Origin of the sequence: Stappia sp. MMSF_3263, assembly GCF_030733745.1 — a bacterium.
GTDB lineage: Bacteria > Pseudomonadota > Alphaproteobacteria > Rhizobiales > Stappiaceae > Stappia.
Window position 1 is genome coordinate 86813 of sequence record NZ_JASHIK010000005.1, and the last position, 18205, is coordinate 105017.

21 protein-coding genes are annotated in these 18205 nt (G+C 66.7%); 10 read left to right on the top strand and 11 right to left on the bottom strand.

The annotated features are described in order from the left end of the window. Positions 1 to 5: 5 nt before the first annotated feature. The 6 genes from RBB46_RS07655 to RBB46_RS07680 all read right to left on the bottom strand — a co-directional run bounded on the left by RBB46_RS07655 (position 6) and on the right by RBB46_RS07680 (position 5723). Complete coding sequence (locus tag RBB46_RS07655; protein ID WP_306028319.1) at positions 6 to 815, bottom strand: ABC transporter ATP-binding protein; 810 nt, start codon at positions 813 to 815, stop codon at positions 6 to 8. 5 nt (positions 816 to 820) lie between these two features. After that, positions 821 to 1990 carry an ABC transporter substrate-binding protein gene (locus tag RBB46_RS07660; protein WP_306028320.1) on the bottom strand — a complete coding sequence of 390 codons (1170 nt, stop codon included), beginning with the start codon at positions 1988 to 1990 and terminating at the stop codon, positions 821 to 823. Between the two features lie 35 nt (positions 1991 to 2025). Next, positions 2026 to 3069, bottom strand: coding sequence for a branched-chain amino acid ABC transporter permease (locus tag RBB46_RS07665; protein ID WP_306028321.1), 1044 nt, complete (start codon positions 3067 to 3069; stop codon positions 2026 to 2028). Position 3070: 1 nt separating this feature from the next. Beyond that, positions 3071 to 3952 carry a branched-chain amino acid ABC transporter permease gene (locus RBB46_RS07670; RefSeq protein ID WP_306028322.1) on the bottom strand — a complete coding sequence of 294 codons (882 nt, stop codon included), beginning with the start codon at positions 3950 to 3952 and terminating at the stop codon, positions 3071 to 3073. After that, on the bottom strand, positions 3949 to 4818 hold the full coding sequence (locus RBB46_RS07675) for an ABC transporter ATP-binding protein (protein ID WP_306028323.1): 870 nt from the start codon (positions 4816 to 4818) through the stop codon (positions 3949 to 3951). The genes RBB46_RS07670 and RBB46_RS07675 overlap by 4 nt, the downstream gene beginning before the upstream one ends. Positions 4819 to 4946: 128 nt before the next feature. After that, positions 4947 to 5723 carry a FadR/GntR family transcriptional regulator gene (locus RBB46_RS07680; RefSeq protein WP_306028324.1) on the bottom strand — a complete coding sequence of 259 codons (777 nt, stop codon included), beginning with the start codon at positions 5721 to 5723 and terminating at the stop codon, positions 4947 to 4949. Positions 5724 to 6032: 309 nt separating this feature from the next. On the opposite strand from RBB46_RS07680, the gene RBB46_RS07685 reads away from it, so the two are divergent. From RBB46_RS07685 to RBB46_RS07695, 3 genes are all read left to right on the top strand, one after another. After that, positions 6033 to 7040 carry a hypothetical protein gene (locus RBB46_RS07685; RefSeq protein ID WP_306028325.1) on the top strand — a complete coding sequence of 336 codons (1008 nt, stop codon included), beginning with the start codon at positions 6033 to 6035 and terminating at the stop codon, positions 7038 to 7040. Between the two features lie 83 nt (positions 7041 to 7123). Continuing rightward, positions 7124 to 7594: an Rrf2 family transcriptional regulator gene (locus RBB46_RS07690; RefSeq protein WP_306028326.1), complete on the top strand. Its 471-nt coding sequence runs from the start codon at positions 7124 to 7126 to the stop codon at positions 7592 to 7594. Then, on the top strand, positions 7578 to 8285 hold the full coding sequence (locus RBB46_RS07695; RefSeq protein ID WP_306028327.1) for a class I SAM-dependent methyltransferase: 708 nt from the start codon (positions 7578 to 7580) through the stop codon (positions 8283 to 8285). Before RBB46_RS07690 ends, RBB46_RS07695 begins: the two co-directional genes overlap by 17 nt. 44 nt (positions 8286 to 8329) lie before the next feature. On the opposite strand, the gene RBB46_RS07700 is transcribed toward RBB46_RS07695, so the two are convergent. Both RBB46_RS07700 and RBB46_RS07705 read right to left on the bottom strand, forming a co-directional pair. Next, positions 8330 to 8656, bottom strand: coding sequence for an antibiotic biosynthesis monooxygenase (locus tag RBB46_RS07700; protein WP_306028328.1), 327 nt, complete (start codon positions 8654 to 8656; stop codon positions 8330 to 8332). A 144-nt stretch (positions 8657 to 8800) separates the two neighbouring features. Further along, on the bottom strand, positions 8801 to 9274 hold the full coding sequence (locus tag RBB46_RS07705) for an Lrp/AsnC family transcriptional regulator (RefSeq protein ID WP_306028329.1): 474 nt from the start codon (positions 9272 to 9274) through the stop codon (positions 8801 to 8803). A 149-nt stretch (positions 9275 to 9423) separates the two neighbouring features. Here RBB46_RS07705 and RBB46_RS07710 point away from each other — a divergent pair, with 149 nt between their 5' ends. After that, a complete protein-coding gene (locus RBB46_RS07710) occupies positions 9424 to 10425 on the top strand; it encodes a nucleoside recognition domain-containing protein (RefSeq protein WP_306028330.1) in 1002 nt (333 codons plus the stop codon). A gap of 35 nt (positions 10426 to 10460) precedes the next feature. Here the strand turns inward: RBB46_RS07710 and RBB46_RS07715 are convergent, their stop codons facing one another. Beyond that, positions 10461 to 11381, bottom strand: coding sequence for a LysR family transcriptional regulator (locus RBB46_RS07715; protein ID WP_306028331.1), 921 nt, complete (start codon positions 11379 to 11381; stop codon positions 10461 to 10463). 117 nt (positions 11382 to 11498) lie between these two features. Here RBB46_RS07715 and wrbA point away from each other — a divergent pair, with 117 nt between their 5' ends. The 6 genes from wrbA (at position 11499) to RBB46_RS07745 (ending at position 16711) form a co-directional block, all read left to right on the top strand. Beyond that, positions 11499 to 12137 (top strand): NAD(P)H:quinone oxidoreductase, encoded by a 639-nt coding sequence (gene wrbA / locus RBB46_RS07720; RefSeq protein WP_306028332.1) that lies wholly within the window; start codon positions 11499 to 11501, stop codon positions 12135 to 12137. Then, on the top strand, positions 12134 to 13312 hold the full coding sequence (locus tag RBB46_RS07725) for an MFS transporter (protein ID WP_306028333.1): 1179 nt from the start codon (positions 12134 to 12136) through the stop codon (positions 13310 to 13312). Before wrbA ends, RBB46_RS07725 begins: the two co-directional genes overlap by 4 nt. A 146-nt stretch (positions 13313 to 13458) precedes the next feature. Continuing rightward, entirely contained in the window at positions 13459 to 13875 is a 417-nt protein-coding gene (locus RBB46_RS07730) for a MarR family winged helix-turn-helix transcriptional regulator (protein WP_306028334.1), read from the top strand. A gap of 122 nt (positions 13876 to 13997) precedes the next feature. Continuing rightward, positions 13998 to 15266, top strand: a complete 1269-nt coding sequence (gene fabF, locus RBB46_RS07735) for a beta-ketoacyl-ACP synthase II (protein WP_306028335.1) — start codon at positions 13998 to 14000, stop codon at positions 15264 to 15266. 138 nt (positions 15267 to 15404) lie between these two features. Beyond that, positions 15405 to 16163: a glutaredoxin family protein gene (locus RBB46_RS07740; protein WP_306028336.1), complete on the top strand. Its 759-nt coding sequence runs from the start codon at positions 15405 to 15407 to the stop codon at positions 16161 to 16163. Positions 16164 to 16438: 275 nt separating this feature from the next. Further along, positions 16439 to 16711 (top strand): hypothetical protein, encoded by a 273-nt coding sequence (locus RBB46_RS07745; RefSeq protein WP_306028337.1) that lies wholly within the window; start codon positions 16439 to 16441, stop codon positions 16709 to 16711. Here RBB46_RS07745 and RBB46_RS07750 read toward each other — a convergent pair. Continuing rightward, the gene (locus RBB46_RS07750) at positions 16708 to 17628 is read right to left on the bottom strand and encodes a cyclase family protein (protein ID WP_306028338.1); all 921 of its coding nucleotides are present in this window, start codon (positions 17626 to 17628) and stop codon (positions 16708 to 16710) included. The two genes, RBB46_RS07745 and RBB46_RS07750, sit on opposite strands and share 4 nt — an antisense overlap. Then, positions 17625 to 18203 (bottom strand): CGNR zinc finger domain-containing protein, encoded by a 579-nt coding sequence (locus RBB46_RS07755; RefSeq protein WP_306028339.1) that lies wholly within the window; start codon positions 18201 to 18203, stop codon positions 17625 to 17627. The genes RBB46_RS07750 and RBB46_RS07755 overlap by 4 nt, the downstream gene beginning before the upstream one ends. Positions 18204 to 18205: the final 2 nt, after the last annotated feature.

The window sequence follows — 18205 nt, forward strand, 5'->3', positions numbered from 1 at the left end:
TCGCCTCAGGACAGCCAGCGCTTGCGGCGCTTGTAGTGCTTGATGTCGCGGTAGCTCTTGGTGCCCTCGCCGCCGCTGGCGCCGAGATAGAACTCACGCACGTCGTCGTCCTTCACCAGCCGCTCGCTCGGTCCGTCGAGCACGATCTTGCCGGTCTCCATGATGTAGCCGTAATGGGAGACGGCGAAGGCGACGGCCGCGTTCTGCTCGACCAGGAGCATCGACACGCCGAGATCGCGGTTGATCGAGGCGATGATGGTGAAGATCTCCTCGACCAGCACCGGGGAGAGCCCGAGCGAGGGTTCGTCCAGCAGGATCAGGGAGGGCTGGGCTATCAGCGCCCGGCCGATCGCCAGCATCTGCTGCTCGCCGCCGGAGAGATAGCCGGCCCGGCCCTGACGCCGCTCGAAGAGGCGCGGGAAATACTGGTAGACGAGGTCGAAGGAGGTCGGCTTCAGCCCGCGTCCGGACAGGGCGAAGGTCGCCGCCGTCAGGTTTTCCTCCACCGTCAGGTCCTCGAAGATGCGGCGCCCCTCCATCACGTGGAAGAGGCCGCGCCGCACCAGTCCGTGCGGTGTCAGGCGGGAGATGTCGTCGCCGTCGAAGCGGATCGCGCCGGCGGTGACGGCGCCGTTCTCCAGCGTGAGCAGGTTCGACACCGCCTTCAGCGTCGTCGACTTGCCGGCGCCGTTGGAGCCGAGCAGGGTCACGATCTTGCCCCGCTCGACGCTCAGCGACAGGCCGCGGAGCACCTGCACCGTCTTGTTGTAGACGACCTCGATGTTGTTGATGTCGAGGAGGATGTCCGCGGCCATCTTGCTTACTCCTGCACGCTGATCCAGTCGGAAGCCGGCTGCATCTTCTGGGCGCTCGCGTCGTAGCGATAGATGCGGCCGACCGGGATGGAGTTGCCCGGGATCGAGATCGGCACGCCGATGATGCCGCCGGTGTCGAAATTCTCGATCGAGTTGAGGGCGGCCTTCAGGTTGGTGCCGTTCAGCTCCTTGCCGGCCTCGAGCGTCCGCTTGGCCGCTTCGGTGAACAGCATGGCGGTGAGAAAGCCCTGCATGTACGGGGTCGACTGGTACTCGGGGCGCATCTCGCGGATGCGGTCGAGCATCGGCGCGTCGCCGGCCTCGTCATAGTAGTAGCGGTAGGGCATGACGCCCATGAAGCCGTCGGCGGCCTCGCCGACCTTGGCCCAGATGCTGGAATCCATCGACCAGAACGTGCCCATGAACTTGGTTTCCAGGCCCAGCTGCTTGGCCTGGCTCATGAACTCCGGCAGGGGCGCCAGCACGTAGCCGTGGAAGATCGTGTAGTCCGGCCGGGCGCGGCGCAGCTTGAGGACTTCCGTCGAGACGTCGACGGCGGTCGGCGGGGTGATGATCTCCTCGACGACCTCAAGGCCCAACTCGCCGGCCCGTGCCTTGGTGGCGGCGATCGGGTCGCGGCCGAATTCCGTGTCGGAATTGACCAGCACGATCTTCGCGCCCGGCTTCTCCTTGGCGATGTATTCCAGCAGGATGCCGGTCATCTCGGAATAGTCGGGCCCGGCCATGAACTGGTGCGGGAAGGCCTTGGGATCGTTCAGTTCGGTGGCGAAGGACGCGCCGGCCATCATGATCGAGCCGAGCCGGTCGAGCTCGCCGTTGATCGTCTTGGCGAAGCCGGTCGAGTCTCCGTAATAGAGATGGATCTCGTCCTGGCTGGTCAGCTTGTTGAAGACGGCGACGGAGGCGTCGACCTTGTAGCCGGTGTCCTCGTAGGCAAGGCGCACCTTGCGTCCCTGGATGCCGCCGGCTTCGTTGAGGATCTTGATATAGTCCTGCATGCCCGCCTCGATGCCGATGCCGGCAAAGGCGAAGACGCCGGTGAGGGGGATCGAGCCTCCGATGACGATGTCGTCCGCCGCGGCCGCGGGCAGCGAGGTGGCTATGGCTGCCGATGCCGAAAGGGCGATCAGCGTTCTCCTGGTGATGCCAAACATGGTTTCCTCCGGTTTTGTCGTGACTTTTCGGTCATTCACTTCTTGAAGGGCCAGAGATGGAAGTAACGCCGTGTTCTCTGGACGATTTCGGCAAGTCCCTTCGGCTCGAAGATGAGAAAGCCGACGATCAGCAGGCCGAAAACGATGGTGCGCACCGGCGAGAGCATCGCCGCCGCGTTGGGAAGGACGGGGGTCAGCCAGTCGATGCCGAAGCGCAGCAGCTCCGGCACCAGGGTCATGAAGACGGCTCCGAGGATGGCGCCGAGAATGGTTCCCATGCCGCCGACGATGATCGCGGCGAGGAAGAAGATCGAATAGACGAAGGGGAAGCTCTCCGGCGTGACGACACGGAAGAAATAGGCCCACATGCCGCCGGCGACCCCGGCATAGAAGGACGAGATCGCGAAGCTCATCAGCTTGGTGCGCAGCAGCGAGATGCCGAGCACCTCGGCCGAGATGTCGCGGTCGCGGATGGCGATGAAGGCGCGCCCGATGCGGGTGCGGAAAAGGTTGGCCGCGCCCAGCACCATCAGCGCGGTGATCGGCACGAAGACGAAATAGAGCTGTGAGTAGTCCGTCAGCGGCGTGCCCAGGAAGGTGGCCGGCGTCAGCGTCAGCCCGCTGTTGCCATTGGTCACGCTCTCCCAGTTGACGAAGACGAAATGCAGGATGAAGGAGGCGGCGATGGTGGCGATGGCCAGGTACAGCCCCTTGACCCTCAGGCTCGGCAGGCCGACGACAAGGCCGACCAGGGCCGCGGTGAAGCCGCCGGCAAGAAGGTTCAGCAGGAAGGGCGTCGGCAGGTTGAGCTGCATCCAGCCGACCGTGTAGGCGCCGACCGCCATGAAGGCCGCCTGGCCGAGGCTGACGAGGCCGGTATAACCGGTCAGGATGTTGAGGCCGGTGGCGCTCGCCACGTTGATGGCGACGAGGCAGGCGAGATAGAGCCAGTAATTGTCGAGCAGGAAGGGCGCGGCGCAAAGGCTGAGCGCGAACAGCGCCATCCACAGGCGCTGTGGCCGTGTCGTCAGCAGCGCCTCATCGGCCCGGTAGCTGTGTTTGGCGGTTCCGATCTGCATGTCAAAGACGCTCGATTTCGGTCGTGCCGAACAGTCCGTAGGGACGGATCATCAGCGCGACGAGGAGAAGGCCGAAAGTGGTGACGAGCTTGTATTCGCCGCCGAGATACGTGCCGGCCCAGGCCTCGATCAGGCCGATGACCAGACCGCCGACAAGTGCTCCAGCGACCGAATCCAGCCCTCCGACGATGACGACGACCAGCGCCGACAGGCCGAACACGCCCATGGCCGGCGAGATGCCGCCGATGGAGCCGAGCAGCACTCCGGCGCCGGCGGCGGTGCCGCAACCCACGATCCAGGCAAGCGAGAAGACGCCCGGCACGTTGATCCCGCAGGAATAGGCGGCCGCCTGGTCGGTCGCCGTGGCGCGCAAGGCGACGCCGCCGCGCCAGAAGCGGAAAAGGGTGAGGAAGACGGCGATGACGACCGCCGCGACGACGAAGGCGATGGCGATCTTGCGCGACACATAGGCCTCGCCGATGAAGACCGGCGTCGTCCCCATGAAGGCGGGCAGGGCGCGCGGATCGGTGCCCCAGACGAGCTCAACCAGTCCGACCAGCACCGAGCCGAGGCCGATCGTCACCATGAAGACGGAGATCGGGTTCTCGCCCAGCATCGGGCGGATCAGCCCGCGCTCCACGATGGCGCCGACCAGCCCGCCGCCGGCAACGGCCAGCGGGATCGCGGCGAAGGCCGGCAGGCCGAGACCTGCGGCGAAGGCGAAGAACAGGTAGCCGCCGAGCATCAGCATCTCGCCGACGGCCAGGTTGATGACGCGCGTTGCCTTGTAGATCAGCACGAAGGCAAGCGCGGTCAGCGCCAGCAGCGCGCCGGAGCCGAGACCTGCCAGCGTCACCTCCGTGAAGAACAGGAGATCGCTCATGCCACTTCCTCCCGGTTGCGGCCGGTATCCGGCCCTTCGCCCCTGAGCCGCGCCATCAGGGCGGCCGGGTCGCCGCTGCCCAGATAGGCTTCGGTGACATGCGGGTCGGCCTGCACTTCGTGCGGCAGGCCGCTGGCGATGACCTGGCCGAAATTCAGCACGACCACATGGTCGGAAATGTCCATCACCATGCCCATGTCGTGCTCGACCATCAGGATGGTGGTGCCCCACTCTTCCTTCACATCGAGGATGAAGCGGGCCATGTCCTCCGTCTCCTCGCGGTTCATGCCGGCGACGGGCTCGTCGAGAAGCAGGATGCGCGGCCGCATGGCCAGCGCCCGGGCAAGCTCGACGCGCTTCTGCAAGCCGTAGGAGAGGGCGGCGACCGGCATGTTGCGGATGTGGTTGATCTCGAGGAAGTCGATGATGCGCTCCTCGACCTCGGCGCGCAGAGCCATTTCCTCGCGCTGTGCCGGACCCCAATAGGCGAGGGCCTGCAACAGGTTGGTCTTCATGTGGGCATGGCGGCCGAGCTTGATGTTGTCGAGCACGGTCATGCCGCGGAACAGGGCGATGTTCTGGAAGGTGCGGGCGAAGCCGAGCGCGGCGCGCTCGGGCGGATGCATGCGCGTCACGTCGCGGCCGTCAAAGCGGACGGCGCCCTGCTGCGGGTGGTAGAAGCCGGAAATGCAGTTGAACATCGACGTCTTGCCGGCCCCGTTCGGACCGATCAGGGCCGTGATCGAACCCGGCTCGGCCGCGAAGGAAACGGTGCTCAACGCCTTGAGGCCGCCGAAGGAGAGCGACAGGCCCTCGACCTCGAGACGCGCCGCGCCGCTGGCGCCGGTTTCGCTTTGGCCCGTCATCCGCGATCCTTCCGGATGCGGGCGCGCACGGTGATGCCGGTCGTCGCCGACCGGGCGTTGAGAACGTCCGACATGTTCCTCCCCGATATTGTCTCCGGCCCGCCTCCACGGGCCTTGCGGTCAAGTTCTCACGAGTACTGCCTGGCCGTGGACAGGCGCTCGAAAATCCGTTCCACCGGCTCGTCGATGTCGCGCCCGGCGCGCTCGAAGCCCTTTCTCCAGTCGACGAGGTGGCGCCGGGTCCAGACCCGCGCCGCCTCCTTGTCGCGCGAGGCCACCGCGTCGATCATGTGACGGTGCGCGGTGACCATGCGCCCCGCGCCTTGCGGGACCCTGCGGCAGATCAGTTCCGAGGTCGGAAAGAACAGCAGGGCAGCGGGTTCGCGCGCCAGTTCAAGCACCCGGTTGCCCGAGGCGCGGGCGAGCAGCGCGTGAAAATTCGTGTCGATCTCGGCAAGCCGCACCGGGTCGTCGACGGCGGCCTCCGCCTGCTTCTGGTTGGCTTCCAGCGCGGCGAGGTCGTCGGCGTCGGCGTTGTCCACCGCAGCCTCGATGACGCCGAGCTCGAGGATCATCGAAGCGTTGAACAATTCGCGGAACGTCACCTGGTGCAGCACCAGGGCGCGGCTCATGCGGTCGGAGAGCTTGCGGTAATGCGGCAGGCAGACATAGAGCTTGCGGCCGGCCTCGCGCTGGACCAGCCCGCCCTGTTCGAGCAGGCGGATGCCCTCGCGCACGGTTGAGCGGTTGACGCCGAACTGGCGCACCAGTTCCGCCTCGGTGCCGATCTCGTCGCCCGGGCGCAGCCTGCCGGCCATGATTTCCCGTTCGATGGCCTCCGCCACCATCTGGTAGGCGGACGGCACCTTGATCTTCTCGAACCGGCCACTCTCCGCCACCGACATGTCGAAAGCCTCCCCCGGACGACCCGCCGACGCCTCTTGCTTGTGCGCCGTGTCAGTTCGTCCCTTTGTCGGACAAAGATTGCACACGGACAAACGGACCGTCAAGCGACCTTTTGTTGCTGCACTGCGGCGCAGAAGCCCGCCAATGTCGGGCCAGCTCACCTGTCGTAGGGGGATTGCCGGTTTGTCGGACAAAGTCAGGCAGGGCATTTGCCGAAGAAAAATTCGGGGGGCTCTCCCATGCGTCGATTTTTTGGCCGAAGGGGAGCCGGATCGCCTATCCTTGCCCGTGGCAAGGAGCACGAACGCATGGCGAAAGAAACGCTGGCGGTGGAAATCAGGGCGGCACGGGACGCGGACATCCCGTCGATGACCGACCTTCTTCTGGAGGATGCGGGCGAGCGCCGCGCGGAAAATCCCGGCCTGTGGGGGCTGGCCGGCGATGCCGGAACCAGGGTCGGCGCGGCGCTTGCCGCCGCCATCGCGGGCGAAGGGCATGGGCCCCGGCATGCCTGGCTGGTTGCCGAGGTCGGGGGCGAGTTGGTCGGGATGGCCCATTCCCTGGTGCTGCCGGTGCCGCCGATCTATGCCGGAAACTGGGGTGATCCCGGTCTCCTGATGCCTGAATGTTTCGTGACGAAGACGGCGCCGGAAGGCACGATGCAGGCGCTTGTCGAGGCGGCGGAGGCGGATCTTCGCGCCGTCGGGGTGCAGTTGCACCTTGCGTCCGGCATCGGCGTGCGGCAATGCGCGATGCTTGAGCGGGCGGGGTATCGGCCGATCACGCTTTATCTTGCAAGATCCGGCTTGCGGGCGGTTCCGGTATCCGGTGCAGTTCGCCCGGCGGGAGCCGGCGACATTGCCGGGATCGTTGCCCGCAGTGCCGAGCACAGGCGCGTGATCGCCGCGCTCAACGAGCGGTTCTGGGCTCCGCATCAGGAGGCTGACATCCGCTTCGACGCCTGGATGCGGCGCAGTCTCACCCTTGAGGACAGGGACATGCTGGTCGCAGGCGAGGGCGAGGCGCTCGAGGGCTACGCGATCGCCCAGCCGGCCTCGCGCCTGCATTTTCCGCCCGCCCATGACATCGCCGCGACCGGAATTCTGGACGACTTCTTCCATCGGGACTTTGCCGATCCGGTCCGGCTTTCGCATGGCGGGCAAGGGGCCGCCGCGCTGCTCGGGGCGGCGGAAACCGCTTTCGCCAGGCGCGGGATCGCAGCGGCGGTGGTGATCTGCCCGGCTGCGTGGCCCTCGAAGATCGAGACCCTGGAGGCAGCCGGCTACCGGACCGCGATCACCTGGATGATCAAGTAACGGCGGCGCAGGCCTTGCTTTCCTCCGGCTGCCGGTGCGGTGGCGGATTGACATTTCCGTTGTCACGTAACATATAAAGTTCCATGAAAAGAGACAGCCGACTGTCCGGCGTGCTCCATGTGCTGCTGCACATGGCCGAGCATGACGGCCCCGTGACCTCCGAGGTGCTGGCAAAAGCCATGTGCACCAATCCTGTCGTGATCCGCCGGATCATGGCGGGGTTGCGTGAGCGCGGCTATGTGCGCTCGGAAAAGGGCCATCGCGGCGGCTGGCGCATCGCCCGCGACCTTTCCGGGATCACCTTGCGCGATGTCTACGACGCGCTGGGCCGGCCGTCGCTCTTTGCCATGGGCAATCGCAACGAATCGCCCGGTTGCCTCGTCGAGCAGGCCGTCAACACGGCGCTCGACAGCGCCTTTCAGGAGGCGGAGGCCTTGCTGCTTGCCCGCCTCGGCGAGGTGACGCTCGCCGCCCTCAGCGCTGAGTTTCATGCGGGGCTTGTCGCGCGCCAAGGCGTGCTGGAGACGGAGATCGACATTGAAAACGTCCACTGAAGACAGCAACAACCGGTTCCTCAAGTCGTTCCAGGACCCGCAAGCGGTCGCGGATTATGTCGATGGTCCGCGCCGCTACGTGCCGGGCCTTGCCGACCTGCACCGCATGACCGGCCTGCTGCTGGCCGAACGGGCGCCGGAGGATGCCAGGGTTCTGGTTCTGGGAGCGGGCGGCGGCCTGGAGTTGAAGGCGCTTTCGGATGCCCATCCGGGCTGGCGTTTCGTCGGCGTCGATCCGGCCGAGCCGATGCTGGATCTGGCGCGGGAGGTGCTCGGTCCTTCCATGACCCGGATCGAGCTGGTGCAGGGCTATATCGACGACGCGCCGCAAGGCCCGTTCGACGCGGCCGTCTGCCTGCTGACCCTGCATTTCCTGTCCCCCGACGAGCGGCGGCGCACGGCGGGGGAGATTCACCACCGACTGAAGCCGGGCGCGCCTTTCGTCGCCGCTCATTGCAGCTTTCCGCAAGGGGCGGAAGAACGCCGGACATGGTTGTCGCGCTATGCGGCTTTCGCGCTGGCGTCCGGCGCGGACCCGGAGCAGGTAGGTGCGGCGCGGGCGGCGATCGAAGCCAGCGAGATGACCCTCGATCCGGGCCATGACGAGGAACTGCTGCGCGAGGCGGGGTTTGCCGATGCGAGCCTTTTCTATGCCGCCTTCACGTGGCGCGGCTGGACGGCGCATGCCTGAGCGGTCGCCTCCGGGAGGCCTGGCGCCGGTCTCGCTTCGGGAACTCAGTTCGCGATGATCTCGAAGACGCCGGGGTGGACGACGATCGGTTCGGGAAAGCCCTTGCCCAGCACTTTCATGCCGTCGGCGTTCAGCCCCTCGGCATTGCCGTAGCCCTCGTTGACGACCGCGTCATAGGCCGCCTGCGATTCCCACACGACAATATTGATGAAGTTGATGCGGCCCCGCGCGGTCGAGGCGCGGTAGAAGGTGGAGGAAACGAAGCCCGCCTTGCCGCGAAAATAGTCGACATAGGCGTTGCGCACGAGGATGGCGGTGTCCTCCATGCCATCGGGAACCTCGATGCAGTTGATGGCGCTGATCTGGGGCATGGTCTCTCCTGGTGTCCGGAGGCGCGGCCGGGGTGGCCTGGCTCCACCGCTTACACGGGCAGGGCTGGGCTGTCACCACTCCTGCAGGCAGAGGCGGAGAGGGGAAAAGTTTCCTCCACGGCCGCGCAGGCTTTCCTGTTTTCGCTACGGTTTCAGCGGTATGGCCGTCGTTTCCTTGCCGGTTCGGATCACGAACATCGTGTAGAAGCGCGCCACGTTGGTGTCGTCGCGGAAGTTCCGCTCGCACAATGAGTCGAATTCCTCCATGTCCGAAAGCCGCAGCATCAGCACCACATCGGTCTCGCCGCTGACGGCATAGGCCTGCACCACCGCCGGTTCTTTCTCGACAAGATCGAGGAAGCGGCGGGTCTGTTGCTCGCCATGACGTTCAAGCTCGACCGTGACAAGCGCCTTCAGCCCCTTGCCGGCGCGCGAGGGGTCGAGGATCGCCACCGTACGGTCGATGATGCCGGCCGCCTTCAGCCGGCGGATGCGGCGCAGGCAGCTTGACGGCGACAGCCCGACCTCCTCCGCCAGGGCCGCGTTGGTACGACCGGCATCCGCCTGCAGCAGGTTGAGCAGCTTGCGGTCGATGCGGTCGGTCTGCGTGTGGTCCATGGCTCCTCCGAAGGGAATATCCGTGCAGGTGTCAGTGTCGCCGACCCTTATGGCAGTGTGCAATAAAATTGCACAAGCTTGCAAAATTTGACCAAAAATTCCGTCGGTCCCGGGGTATTTCTGTCGGCGAACGCGATGGAGTGTTGAGGATGTCAGTGACTGCGCTGCTGGTTCGTCGGACCCGCGAAACGATTGAAATCTATTGGGAACTGGTGCGCATCATCGTGCCGGTCATGGTGGTGACCGAGCTGCTGGCCCAGTATGGCGTGATCCGTGCGGTGTCGCCGCATTTCGCGCCGCTGATGGAGCTCTTCGGCCTGCCTCCGGAGTTCGCGCTGGCCTGGCTGACAGGTCTGCTGGTCGGCATCTGGGGCGCCATCGTGATCGTGTTCGCGCTGGTACCGGCGTCGGAGCTGACGGTCGCCGACATCACGATTTTCTCGACCCTGCTGCTGTTTGCCCATGCGCTGCCGATCGAGCAGAAAATCATCCAGAAAGCGGGGCCGGGGTTCTGGATCACCACGGTGCTGCGCATTGTCGGCGGGCTTGCCTGTGCCGGGTTGCTGCATTTGCTGTTTTCGGTCACCGGCTGGCTGGCGCAGCCGCTGTCGCCGGTCTGGCTGCCGATGCAGGAAGCGTCGGGCTGGGGCGGCTTCGCACTTGGCATGGGCAAGATGCTGGCGGTCATGCTGGTCATCCTGCTCGGCCTCAGCTGGATGATGGAGATCCTGCGGATCACCGGCATTCTCGACCTTTTGAACCGGGCTTTGGTGCCACTCTTTCGCCTCGCAGGCATCGAGGCGCAGGCCGTTCCCTTCGCCGCGGTGGGGCTCCTGCTCGGCATCTCCTATGGTGGCGGGCTCCTCATTCGCGAGGCGCGGGCCGCGCGGGTCGATCCGCGTCAGGTGTTTCTCGCCTGTGCGTTCATGGGCTTTGCCCACAGCATCATCGAAGACACGCTGGTCGTCGTGGCGATGGGCGCCGATTTCACCAGCGTCTTCTTCGGTCGTCTCGCCTTCGCGGTCGTCGCCACGGCGCTGCTTGCCCGCCTTGTCGCGCTGATTCCGGACTGGATCCTTTTCACCGTGCCGCCGACCCGCCCGGAGCCGGTGGCCGTGGAAGCGGCGGAGGCGGAATCGGCGTCCAGCTGATTCCGCGTCGTCGGACGGGCCGGCTGTCGTTTCGCTCAGCCGGCCCCGGCCGCTTCGGCCAGGCGCAGGAGTGTCGCGCGCAGGGCCCGTGCCGCCGGCCCCAGTGCCACGTCGGTGCGGTGCATCAGGTAGATGCGGACACACGTCTCGCCGCGTTCGCCGACCTCGACCGTCGGCACGCGTTGCAGCCGGCCTTCGGCCAGATCCCGCTCGACCAGCCAGAGCGGCAGGTTACCCCAGCCGATACCGGCCAGGATCAGGGCGTGTTTGGTGGCGTTGTCGGCGACCCGCCACGTTCCCGGTGACAGCACGTCGAAATCCTGCCCCTTCGTCAGCGGCGAGGGATCCTCCACCACCACCTGGACATGCTCGGCCAGCTCCTCGGAACTTGCCGGCCGGCTTTCCGCGGCGAACCGGGCAAGCGGATGGCTCGCGGCGACGACCGCGGCACGCCGCACGAAAGTGAGGGTCTGGCGCTCGATGCCGGGGTCGGGAATGTCGACCCCGCTGACCGAGAGCGTGCAGCGGCTCTCGCGCAGGGCATGTACGGCTTCTCCCAGCGAGGCTGTCAGTATGCGCAGGGAGACCGAAGGCCAGGCCGTCTGCATCTCCTGCATCGCGCGGGAAACCAGCTCCTGGGGCGCCTGCGGATCGAGGGCCACCGTCAGGCCCAGTTCGACGCCGTCGCCCAGTCCGCGCGCCCGGGCACGCATCTTGTCGACCTTCAGCAGGATGGCGCGCGTGTCGGCCAGCAGCGACCGGGCTTCCGGTGTCAGCGCGGGGCGATGGCCGGAGCGGTCGAAGAGCTCGACCCCGAGCTGGGCCTCCAGGTTGCCGATGGCGTGGCTTACCGCCGACTGGACCCGGCCGAGCCGGGCCGCCGCCGCACGGAAGCTTCCGGTCTCCGCGACAGTGGCGAAGACCCGCATCTGGTCGAGGGTCAGGGCGTCGATCATGATCGATTTCTTAGATCAGGTTGAGCTAATTTTCCTCAGTTACATCGATATGTCCAGCCTGTCATCAGTGTTGCGGACGGCGAACCGCCGACAACAGCAGTGAGACAGGAGACGGTCATGACCAGGGTACTGGTGCTTTATTATTCCTCCTACGGCCATGTCGCGACGATGGCGCAAGCGGTCGCCGAAGGGGTCAGGGAGGCCGGCGCGGAGGTGACGCTGCGCCGCGTGCCGGAGCTGGTGCCGGAGGCGGTCGCGCGCAAGTCGGGCTATGTCCTTGACCAGGAGGCGCAGGTCGCAACCGTCGCGGAACTCGCCGAGCATGACGCGGTCATTTTCGGCACGCCGACCCGCTTCGGCAACATGGCAAGCCAGATGAAGAACTTCCTCGACCAGGCCGGCGGCCTGTGGGCGAGCGATGCCCTGGTCGGCAAGCTGGCCAGCGTCTTCACCTCCACCGGCAGCCAGCATGGCGGCCAGGAGAGCACGATCCTTTCCACGCATGTGGTCTTGATGCATCTGGGCATGATCGTCGTCGGGCTGCCCTACACGTTCAAGGGCCAGATGCGGATGGACGAGATCACCGGCTGTTCGCCCTATGGCGCTTCGACGCTGGCCGACGACGGGGAGGGCGGCGACCGCAGCCCGAGCGCCAACGAGCTGGCCGGTGCGCGGTTCCAGGGCGCGCATGTCGCCCGGCTGGCCACGGACCTGCGCCTTGGCCGGACGCAGCGCACGGGTGAGGCGGTACGGTGAGCCTTGCCGGGACGCGCGGCGACGCCGGCCTGTGGTCGTCCATCCTGCTGGTCGTTTCCGCGGGCGTTGCCTCCGCCATTCAGGTCGGCAAGGCACCGGCGGTGCTTTCCTCGATCCAGGCCGACCTCGGTCTTTCACTGGCGGCAGTCGCCTGGCTGATGTCGGCCTTTGCCGTGACAGGCGCGCTCGCCGGCCTGCCGGTCGGCTTTCTCGTCGACCGTCTTGGGGCGAAACGGATGGTGATCGGCGGGCTGCTGGCGCAGGCGGGGGGATCGCTGCTCGGGGCGCTTGCCGGCGGCGGCACGGCGCTGGTCGCGACGCGGTTCGTCGAGGGGGCGGGCTTTCTCGCGGTGATCGTCGCGGCGCCGGCCATGGTGGTGGCGATCGCTCCCGAACGGCTGCGGGACCGCGCGATGGCGCTTTGGGCGACCTTCATGCCGGCCGGGTTGACGATTGCGCTGCTGTCGGGGGCGCTTGCCGGGCTGCTTGGCTGGCGCGGCCTTTGGGGCGCGAACGCGGTGCTGCTCCTGCTCACCGCAACCTGCCTTGGCGTCGGGCTTCGTCTGGCCAGGGCTCCCGCGAGGCAAGGGGAAACGCCGGCACACGCGATCGGATTGACGCTGCGCGCGTCCGGTCCATGGCTGCTTGCGGGCCTCTTCTGCGCCTTCTCGGCCGCCTTCTTCTGTGTCTTCACCTTTCTGCCGGCCTATCTCACGGCGCACTTCGGGATGGGTGCCGGGGCGGCGGGTGCCGCGAGCGCGCTGGCAGTGGCCGCAAGCGGTGTCGGCAACCTCGTTTGCGGCCGCCTGCTGAGCGGCGGCGCAGGACCGCGCCGGCTGCTTGTCCTGGGCTTTTGCGTGATGGCGGCAAGCGGTGCGATGATCTTCGCGCCCTTCATGCCTGTGCTGCCGGCTCTTGCGCTTGCGATGATTTTCGCCTTTGCCAGCGGGCTCGTTCCCGTCGTTCTCTTCGACGCCGCGCCTCGCGTGGCGCCAGAAGGCCAGGTCGGAGCGACCCTCGGCCTTGCCATGCAGGGCAACAATGTCGGGTTGCTGGCCAGTCCCGCCATCGGCGGCATGGTGGCCGAGACCTGGGGCTGGCCCTTTCTCGCGCTGCCGCTGCTGGCAATCGCGCTGGTGGCGCTGGGTATTGTCGCGCTGGCCAACCGGATCTGACGCCCGCGCCGCGGTTCCATGTTGCCCCCGGGCCTGCTATCGGTTGGCTCTTGCGCACCATCCGTCGCAATCGGCTGGTCCCTGCTCGCCAGGGCCCGGCCAGACCGGCAAGAGCCCGGCCGGCGGGACCCATTCAGGCGAAGGCCATGCTGTCAGACGATTTGTCCCGATGCGTCGTTCTCAACATCGTCGTAGCCGCTCGCACGCTGTTGCGCCGCTATGATGCGAAGCTGAAGCCCTACGGCGTGACCGTCCAGCAATTCGCCCTGCTGGGCGCCTTGCGGGCCTATCCGTGCGCGCCGGTCGCGGTGCTGGCCGAGCGGATCGTGCTCGACCGTACCAGCCTGACCCGCAATCTCGACCTCATGGAGCGCAAGGGACTGGTGCGGCGGGTTGCAGCGGCGGGGAACCTCCGCCTGTGCGAGCTCACCGGGAAGGGCGAGGCCCTGCTGGAGGAACTCATTCCGCAATGGCAGGCGTCGAAAGCGGATCTTCTTCACGGGATCAGCGAGCGGGACGCCGACACGTTCTTCAAGGTGGTCCGGCATATCGCGCGCGATTGACGCGTGGTCGGGGTTTCCGCTTCGGTGACCGGTGTGGGTGCCGCTGGCGCGGAACGGGTGAAGGGATTGAATCGGGCTCCTTATGTGTATATGCACAGTGCAGATACACATAAGGAGCGGACATGTCTGAACCCATCGTTGTCACCGGACTGGGCGCGGTATCGCCCCTGGGCGCCGGCGTTCCGGCCACCTGGGAGAGATTGATCGCCGGCAGGAGCGGCGTCGGTCAAAACACGCGTTTCGACACCGAAGGCTGGAAGTGCCGCATCGCAGGCCTCGTTCCGGGCCATGAGGACGATCCGGAGGGCTTCGATCCCGAGGCGGCGATGGATCCGCGCGAATTGCGCCGCACCGACCTTTTCATCCACTACGCGATGGCGGCGGCGCGCGAGGCGCTCGACCAGGCGGGCTGGCAGCCGGAGGATCCGGACGCGCGGCTGCGCACGGCGACGGTCATCGGCACCGGTGTCGGCGGTGTGCCGGCGATCACGGCGGCGAACGAGACGATCCGCACAGCCGGCGTGCGCCGCCTGTCACCCTTCGTGGTGCCGTCCTTCCTGCCGAACCTTGCCAGCGGCCAGGTCTCCATCCGCTTCGGCTTCCACGGTCCGTCCGGCGCGCCGGTCACGGCCTGCGCCGCTTCCGCCCAGGCGATTGGCGATGCCATGCGGATGATCCGCTGCGGGGAGGTCGATATCGCGCTGTGCGGCGGTGCCGAGGCTTGCGTCGATCCGGTTGCGATCGGCGGGTTCACGGCGGCGAAGGCATTGTCCCTCGGCTTCAACGATGCGCCACAGCGCGCCTCAAGGCCTTTCGATGCCGGCCATGACGGCTTCGTGCTCTCGGAAGGGGCGGCGATGCTGGTGATCGAGCGGGCGAGCCATGCCGAGCGGCGCGGCGCGGTTCCGCTGGCGGTCCTGTCCGGCTATGGCACCACCACGGATGCGCATCACGTCACCGCCGGCTGGCCGGACGGGCGCGAGGCGGCACGGGCGATGGAACTGGCGCTGGCGTCGGCGAGGCTCAATGCCTCGGCGATCGGCTACGTCAACGCGCATGCGACCTCGACACCGGTCGGCGATGCGGCGGAGCTCGCGGCGCTTGAACGGGTCTTCGGCCCTGGCGGCGGCGGGGTGCCCGTCAGTTCGACCAAGTCCGCGACCGGTCACATGCTGGGTGCCGCGGGTGCCATGGAGGCGGTCTTCTCGGTGCTTGCCCTCAAGGAGGGACGCCTCCCGGCCGGGCTCAACATCGAGGAGCCGATGGAAGGGGCCGGGCGGTTCGACCTGGTTCGCGGCACGGCGCGCACTGCCGCCCCCGAGCATGTGCTGTCCAATGCCTTCGGTTTCGGCGGGGTGAATGCTGCGTTGGTGTTCAGTCGTTTCACTTGAGGTTCGCGGGAACGGGTACCGGCATCTTGCTGCCACCTTCGGGGGATAGGGCGAAACGGATGGTGCTGTCTTCCGCCGGTCTTCAGACGGATCGGCCGGGACCGGGACAAAGGGGCTTGGGCGTACAGGAGACCGACGATGCCGTCATCTTCCCGCGACGCGATCCTCTATCGCATGGTCACCCGCGACCATGTCTGTCCGTTCGGCCTGAAGTCGCTCGACTTGCTCAAACGCGAGGGGTTCTCGGTCGATGACCGCCCTTTGACGACGCGGTCGGAGACAGACGCCTTCATGGCCGAACACGATGTCGAGACCACGCCGCAGACATTTATCGGCGACATCCGGGTCGGCGGCTATGACGCGTTGCTGGAGTATTTCGGCCGGGATAGCGCCGAGGAGGGTACCGCCGTCGGCTATATGCCCGTCATCGCCGTTTTCGCGATGTCGGCGCTGATGGCGCTGGCGGCAAGCTGGGCCGCCTTCGGCACGTTGCTGACGGCACGCTGCGCCGAGTGGTTCGTCGCAATCGCCATGTGCATGCTGGCGATGCTCAAGCTGCGCGACGTCGAGGGCTTTTCCAACATGTTCCTCGGCTACGACCTTCTGGCACAGCGCTGGGTTCGCTACGCCTATCTCTATCCTTTTGGCGAGGCGCTGGCCGGCGTGCTCATGATTGCCGGCGCGGCCATCTGGCTGGCGGTTCCCGTTGCCTTCGTGATCGGCGGCATTGGCGCGGTTTCCGTGTTCAAGGCCGTCTATCTCGACCGGCGCGAGCTGACCTGCGCCTGTGTCGGCGGCGACAGCAAGGTGCCGCTCGGCTTCGTGTCGCTCACGGAAAACCTGATGATGGTCGCCATGGCCATCTGGATGGCGACGGGCCGTCAGATGGCGGGCTGATTGCCGGACCGGCGAGGGTGAGCGATTTTTCTGCCCGCCATGTCACAGACGCGGTTTGCGGATCGTCATGTCCGTGACACGCACCTCAGTTCCTCACCCTCAAGGAGAATGATCCGTGACCATTGCAAACACGCAACCGACAGCCTTTGCTCTGTCCAATCCTGCCGGCCTTTATGATCCTTCCGCCAACGGCTATTCGCATCTGGCGGTTCTGGCCGCCGGTGCCAGGATCGTCTGCGTCGCCGGGCAGGGCGGGGAGACGGAGCAGGGCGAGCTTGTCGCCGACTTCCGCGCCCAGGTTCGCCAGGCCCTCGCCAATCTGCGCATTGCGCTGGAGGCGGGGGGGGGGTGCGCGCACCGCCGACGTCTTCAAGCTGACGGTGCTCATCGTCGATCACACGATGGAGCGGCTCGTCATCTTCGGCGAGGAGCTGGCGCGTGCCTTTGGTCCCGGCATGAAGCCGGCCTGCACGCTCATTCCCGTTCCGTGCCTGGCGCTCGAGGGCATGCTGTTCGAGGTCGAGGCGCTGGCGGCCGTTTCCCCCTAAACGGCCGCAAGCCTGGCATGGGCACCGACCGGAAAGGTGCCCATGCCGGCGATCTTCGGCGGCACGGCGGAAAAGCGGAACCCCTCGACGGGAAGCGCGGCAAGACCCGTCAGGTGCTCGACGATCGGAATTCCCGCGCCGAGCAGCACCGTATGCACCGGCCGCGTGCCGCCGGCCGTGTCGTCGATGTTGAGGCTGTCGATGCCGACCAGAAGGGCACCCTGGTCGCGCAGGTAGAGCGCCGCCTTTTCCGTCAGGAACGGATGGCCCTCGAAATAGCGCTCGCTGCCCCAGTTGCGGTCCCAGCCGGTGTGGACGAGAACCGCATGGCCGCGACACTCGACCGGCACGAAGTGATGCCAGTCGATGGCCCGTGTCGCCCCTCCCTCGACCCGCACGAGCACGGCCGGAAGGTCGGAGCAACGCTCCAGCGGCAGTGCGGCGAGGTCGTGCCCGTCGGCGTAGCGATGAAACGGCACGTCGATATAGGTGCCTGTGTTGCCGACCATGTCGATGCGACCGATCTGAAACTCGGTGCCCGGGGCGTAGTGCTGGCGCGAGGCCTCCCGCGACAGGTGATCGCACACGAGCGGCGCCGGCAGGCCCTTGTAGGTGACCATGCCGGCCTCGATCACATGACTGAGGTCGACGAGCCTGTCCCTTTGTGCCGTCACGCGGCCCTCGTCGAGGGCGGATCCGGTGCCGCCCTTGCGCTTGTGCGCTTCCTCGATGATATGTTTGTTGAGGATGCGCGCCTCGCCGACCATCAGCAGACGCATGTCGCGGATGATATAGGCGGCCAGTTCCTCGTCGCGGATGTCGTCGCCGTCGATGTCGAGGCGAAAGCCCTGTCCCTGGATGCCGCCGCCGTTTGAAAAGGCGATGTCGAAATCGAAGCAGACGCGCTTCTCGCTCATGTTGCATTCCCCCCGTTTTGTGCCGCCGCCTGTCTGGCGCGGAATTTCCTCACCTTCGCCCTGTTGCCGCAACCCTGCGCCGAGGAGCACCACAGCCGCTTTCCCGGACGCGATGTGTCGAGAAACATCATCCGGCATTCCGGACACTGCCTTAGCCGTTGCCGCAGGGGATCGACGAAGAGGGCGAGCGCGTCGGCGGCGAGAAGCGACAGCGCCGCGCGGACCGGCTCTCCGGCATGGTGGACGATCCGTCCGCCGATCAGTTGCGGCCGGAGCGGCATGGCCGAGGCCGCGCGATTGACGAGGGCGAGGTCGGCGGCGGGAAGGTCTTCGCCGACGATCACCGCCAGCCCGCAACGATGGATTGCCTCGCGCAAGGCCCGTGCCTCGTCAAGATCCTCCCGGTTCGCCGCATCGCTGGCCTGGGACGAGAGCCCGGCGGCGGCAAGCCACAAGTCGAGCGTGCCGGGATCGGGCAGGCGTTCGTTGCCTTTGCCACCCCGGTCACCGAGCGTGTCGACAAGGCAAAGCGCCGGGCTTCCGGCGATGAATTCGAAGGGCTGTTTGATGCTCATGT

Bases quoted from the DNA above. Each gene is read 5' to 3' on its own strand.
- wrbA (WP_306028332.1), top strand. From the start codon at position 11,499: ATGACCAGGGTACTGGTGCTTTATTATTCCTCCTACGGCCATGTCGCG.
- RBB46_RS07665 (WP_306028321.1), bottom strand. From the start codon at position 3,069: ATGCAGATCGGAACCGCCAAACACAGCTACCGGGCCGATGAGGCGCTG.
- RBB46_RS07670 (WP_306028322.1), bottom strand. From the start codon at position 3,952: ATGAGCGATCTCCTGTTCTTCACGGAGGTGACGCTGGCAGGTCTCGGC.
- RBB46_RS07710 (WP_306028330.1), top strand. From the start codon at position 9,424: ATGTCAGTGACTGCGCTGCTGGTTCGTCGGACCCGCGAAACGATTGAA.
- RBB46_RS07740 (WP_306028336.1), top strand. From the start codon at position 15,405: ATGCCGTCATCTTCCCGCGACGCGATCCTCTATCGCATGGTCACCCGC.
- RBB46_RS07705 (WP_306028329.1), bottom strand. From the start codon at position 9,274: ATGGACCACACGCAGACCGACCGCATCGACCGCAAGCTGCTCAACCTG.
- RBB46_RS07715 (WP_306028331.1), bottom strand. From the start codon at position 11,381: ATGATCGACGCCCTGACCCTCGACCAGATGCGGGTCTTCGCCACTGTC.
- RBB46_RS07655 (WP_306028319.1), bottom strand. From the start codon at position 815: ATGGCCGCGGACATCCTCCTCGACATCAACAACATCGAGGTCGTCTAC.
- RBB46_RS07750 (WP_306028338.1), bottom strand. From the start codon at position 17,628: ATGAGCGAGAAGCGCGTCTGCTTCGATTTCGACATCGCCTTTTCAAAC.
- RBB46_RS07660 (WP_306028320.1), bottom strand. From the start codon at position 1,990: ATGTTTGGCATCACCAGGAGAACGCTGATCGCCCTTTCGGCATCGGCA.
- fabF (WP_306028335.1), top strand. From the start codon at position 13,998: ATGTCTGAACCCATCGTTGTCACCGGACTGGGCGCGGTATCGCCCCTG.
- RBB46_RS07675 (WP_306028323.1), bottom strand. From the start codon at position 4,818: ATGACGGGCCAAAGCGAAACCGGCGCCAGCGGCGCGGCGCGTCTCGAG.
- RBB46_RS07700 (WP_306028328.1), bottom strand. From the start codon at position 8,656: ATGCCCCAGATCAGCGCCATCAACTGCATCGAGGTTCCCGATGGCATG.
- RBB46_RS07680 (WP_306028324.1), bottom strand. From the start codon at position 5,723: ATGTCGGTGGCGGAGAGTGGCCGGTTCGAGAAGATCAAGGTGCCGTCC.
- RBB46_RS07685 (WP_306028325.1), top strand. From the start codon at position 6,033: ATGGCGAAAGAAACGCTGGCGGTGGAAATCAGGGCGGCACGGGACGCG.
- RBB46_RS07755 (WP_306028339.1), bottom strand. From the start codon at position 18,203: ATGAGCATCAAACAGCCCTTCGAATTCATCGCCGGAAGCCCGGCGCTT.
- RBB46_RS07730 (WP_306028334.1), top strand. From the start codon at position 13,459: ATGCTGTCAGACGATTTGTCCCGATGCGTCGTTCTCAACATCGTCGTA.
- RBB46_RS07690 (WP_306028326.1), top strand. From the start codon at position 7,124: ATGAAAAGAGACAGCCGACTGTCCGGCGTGCTCCATGTGCTGCTGCAC.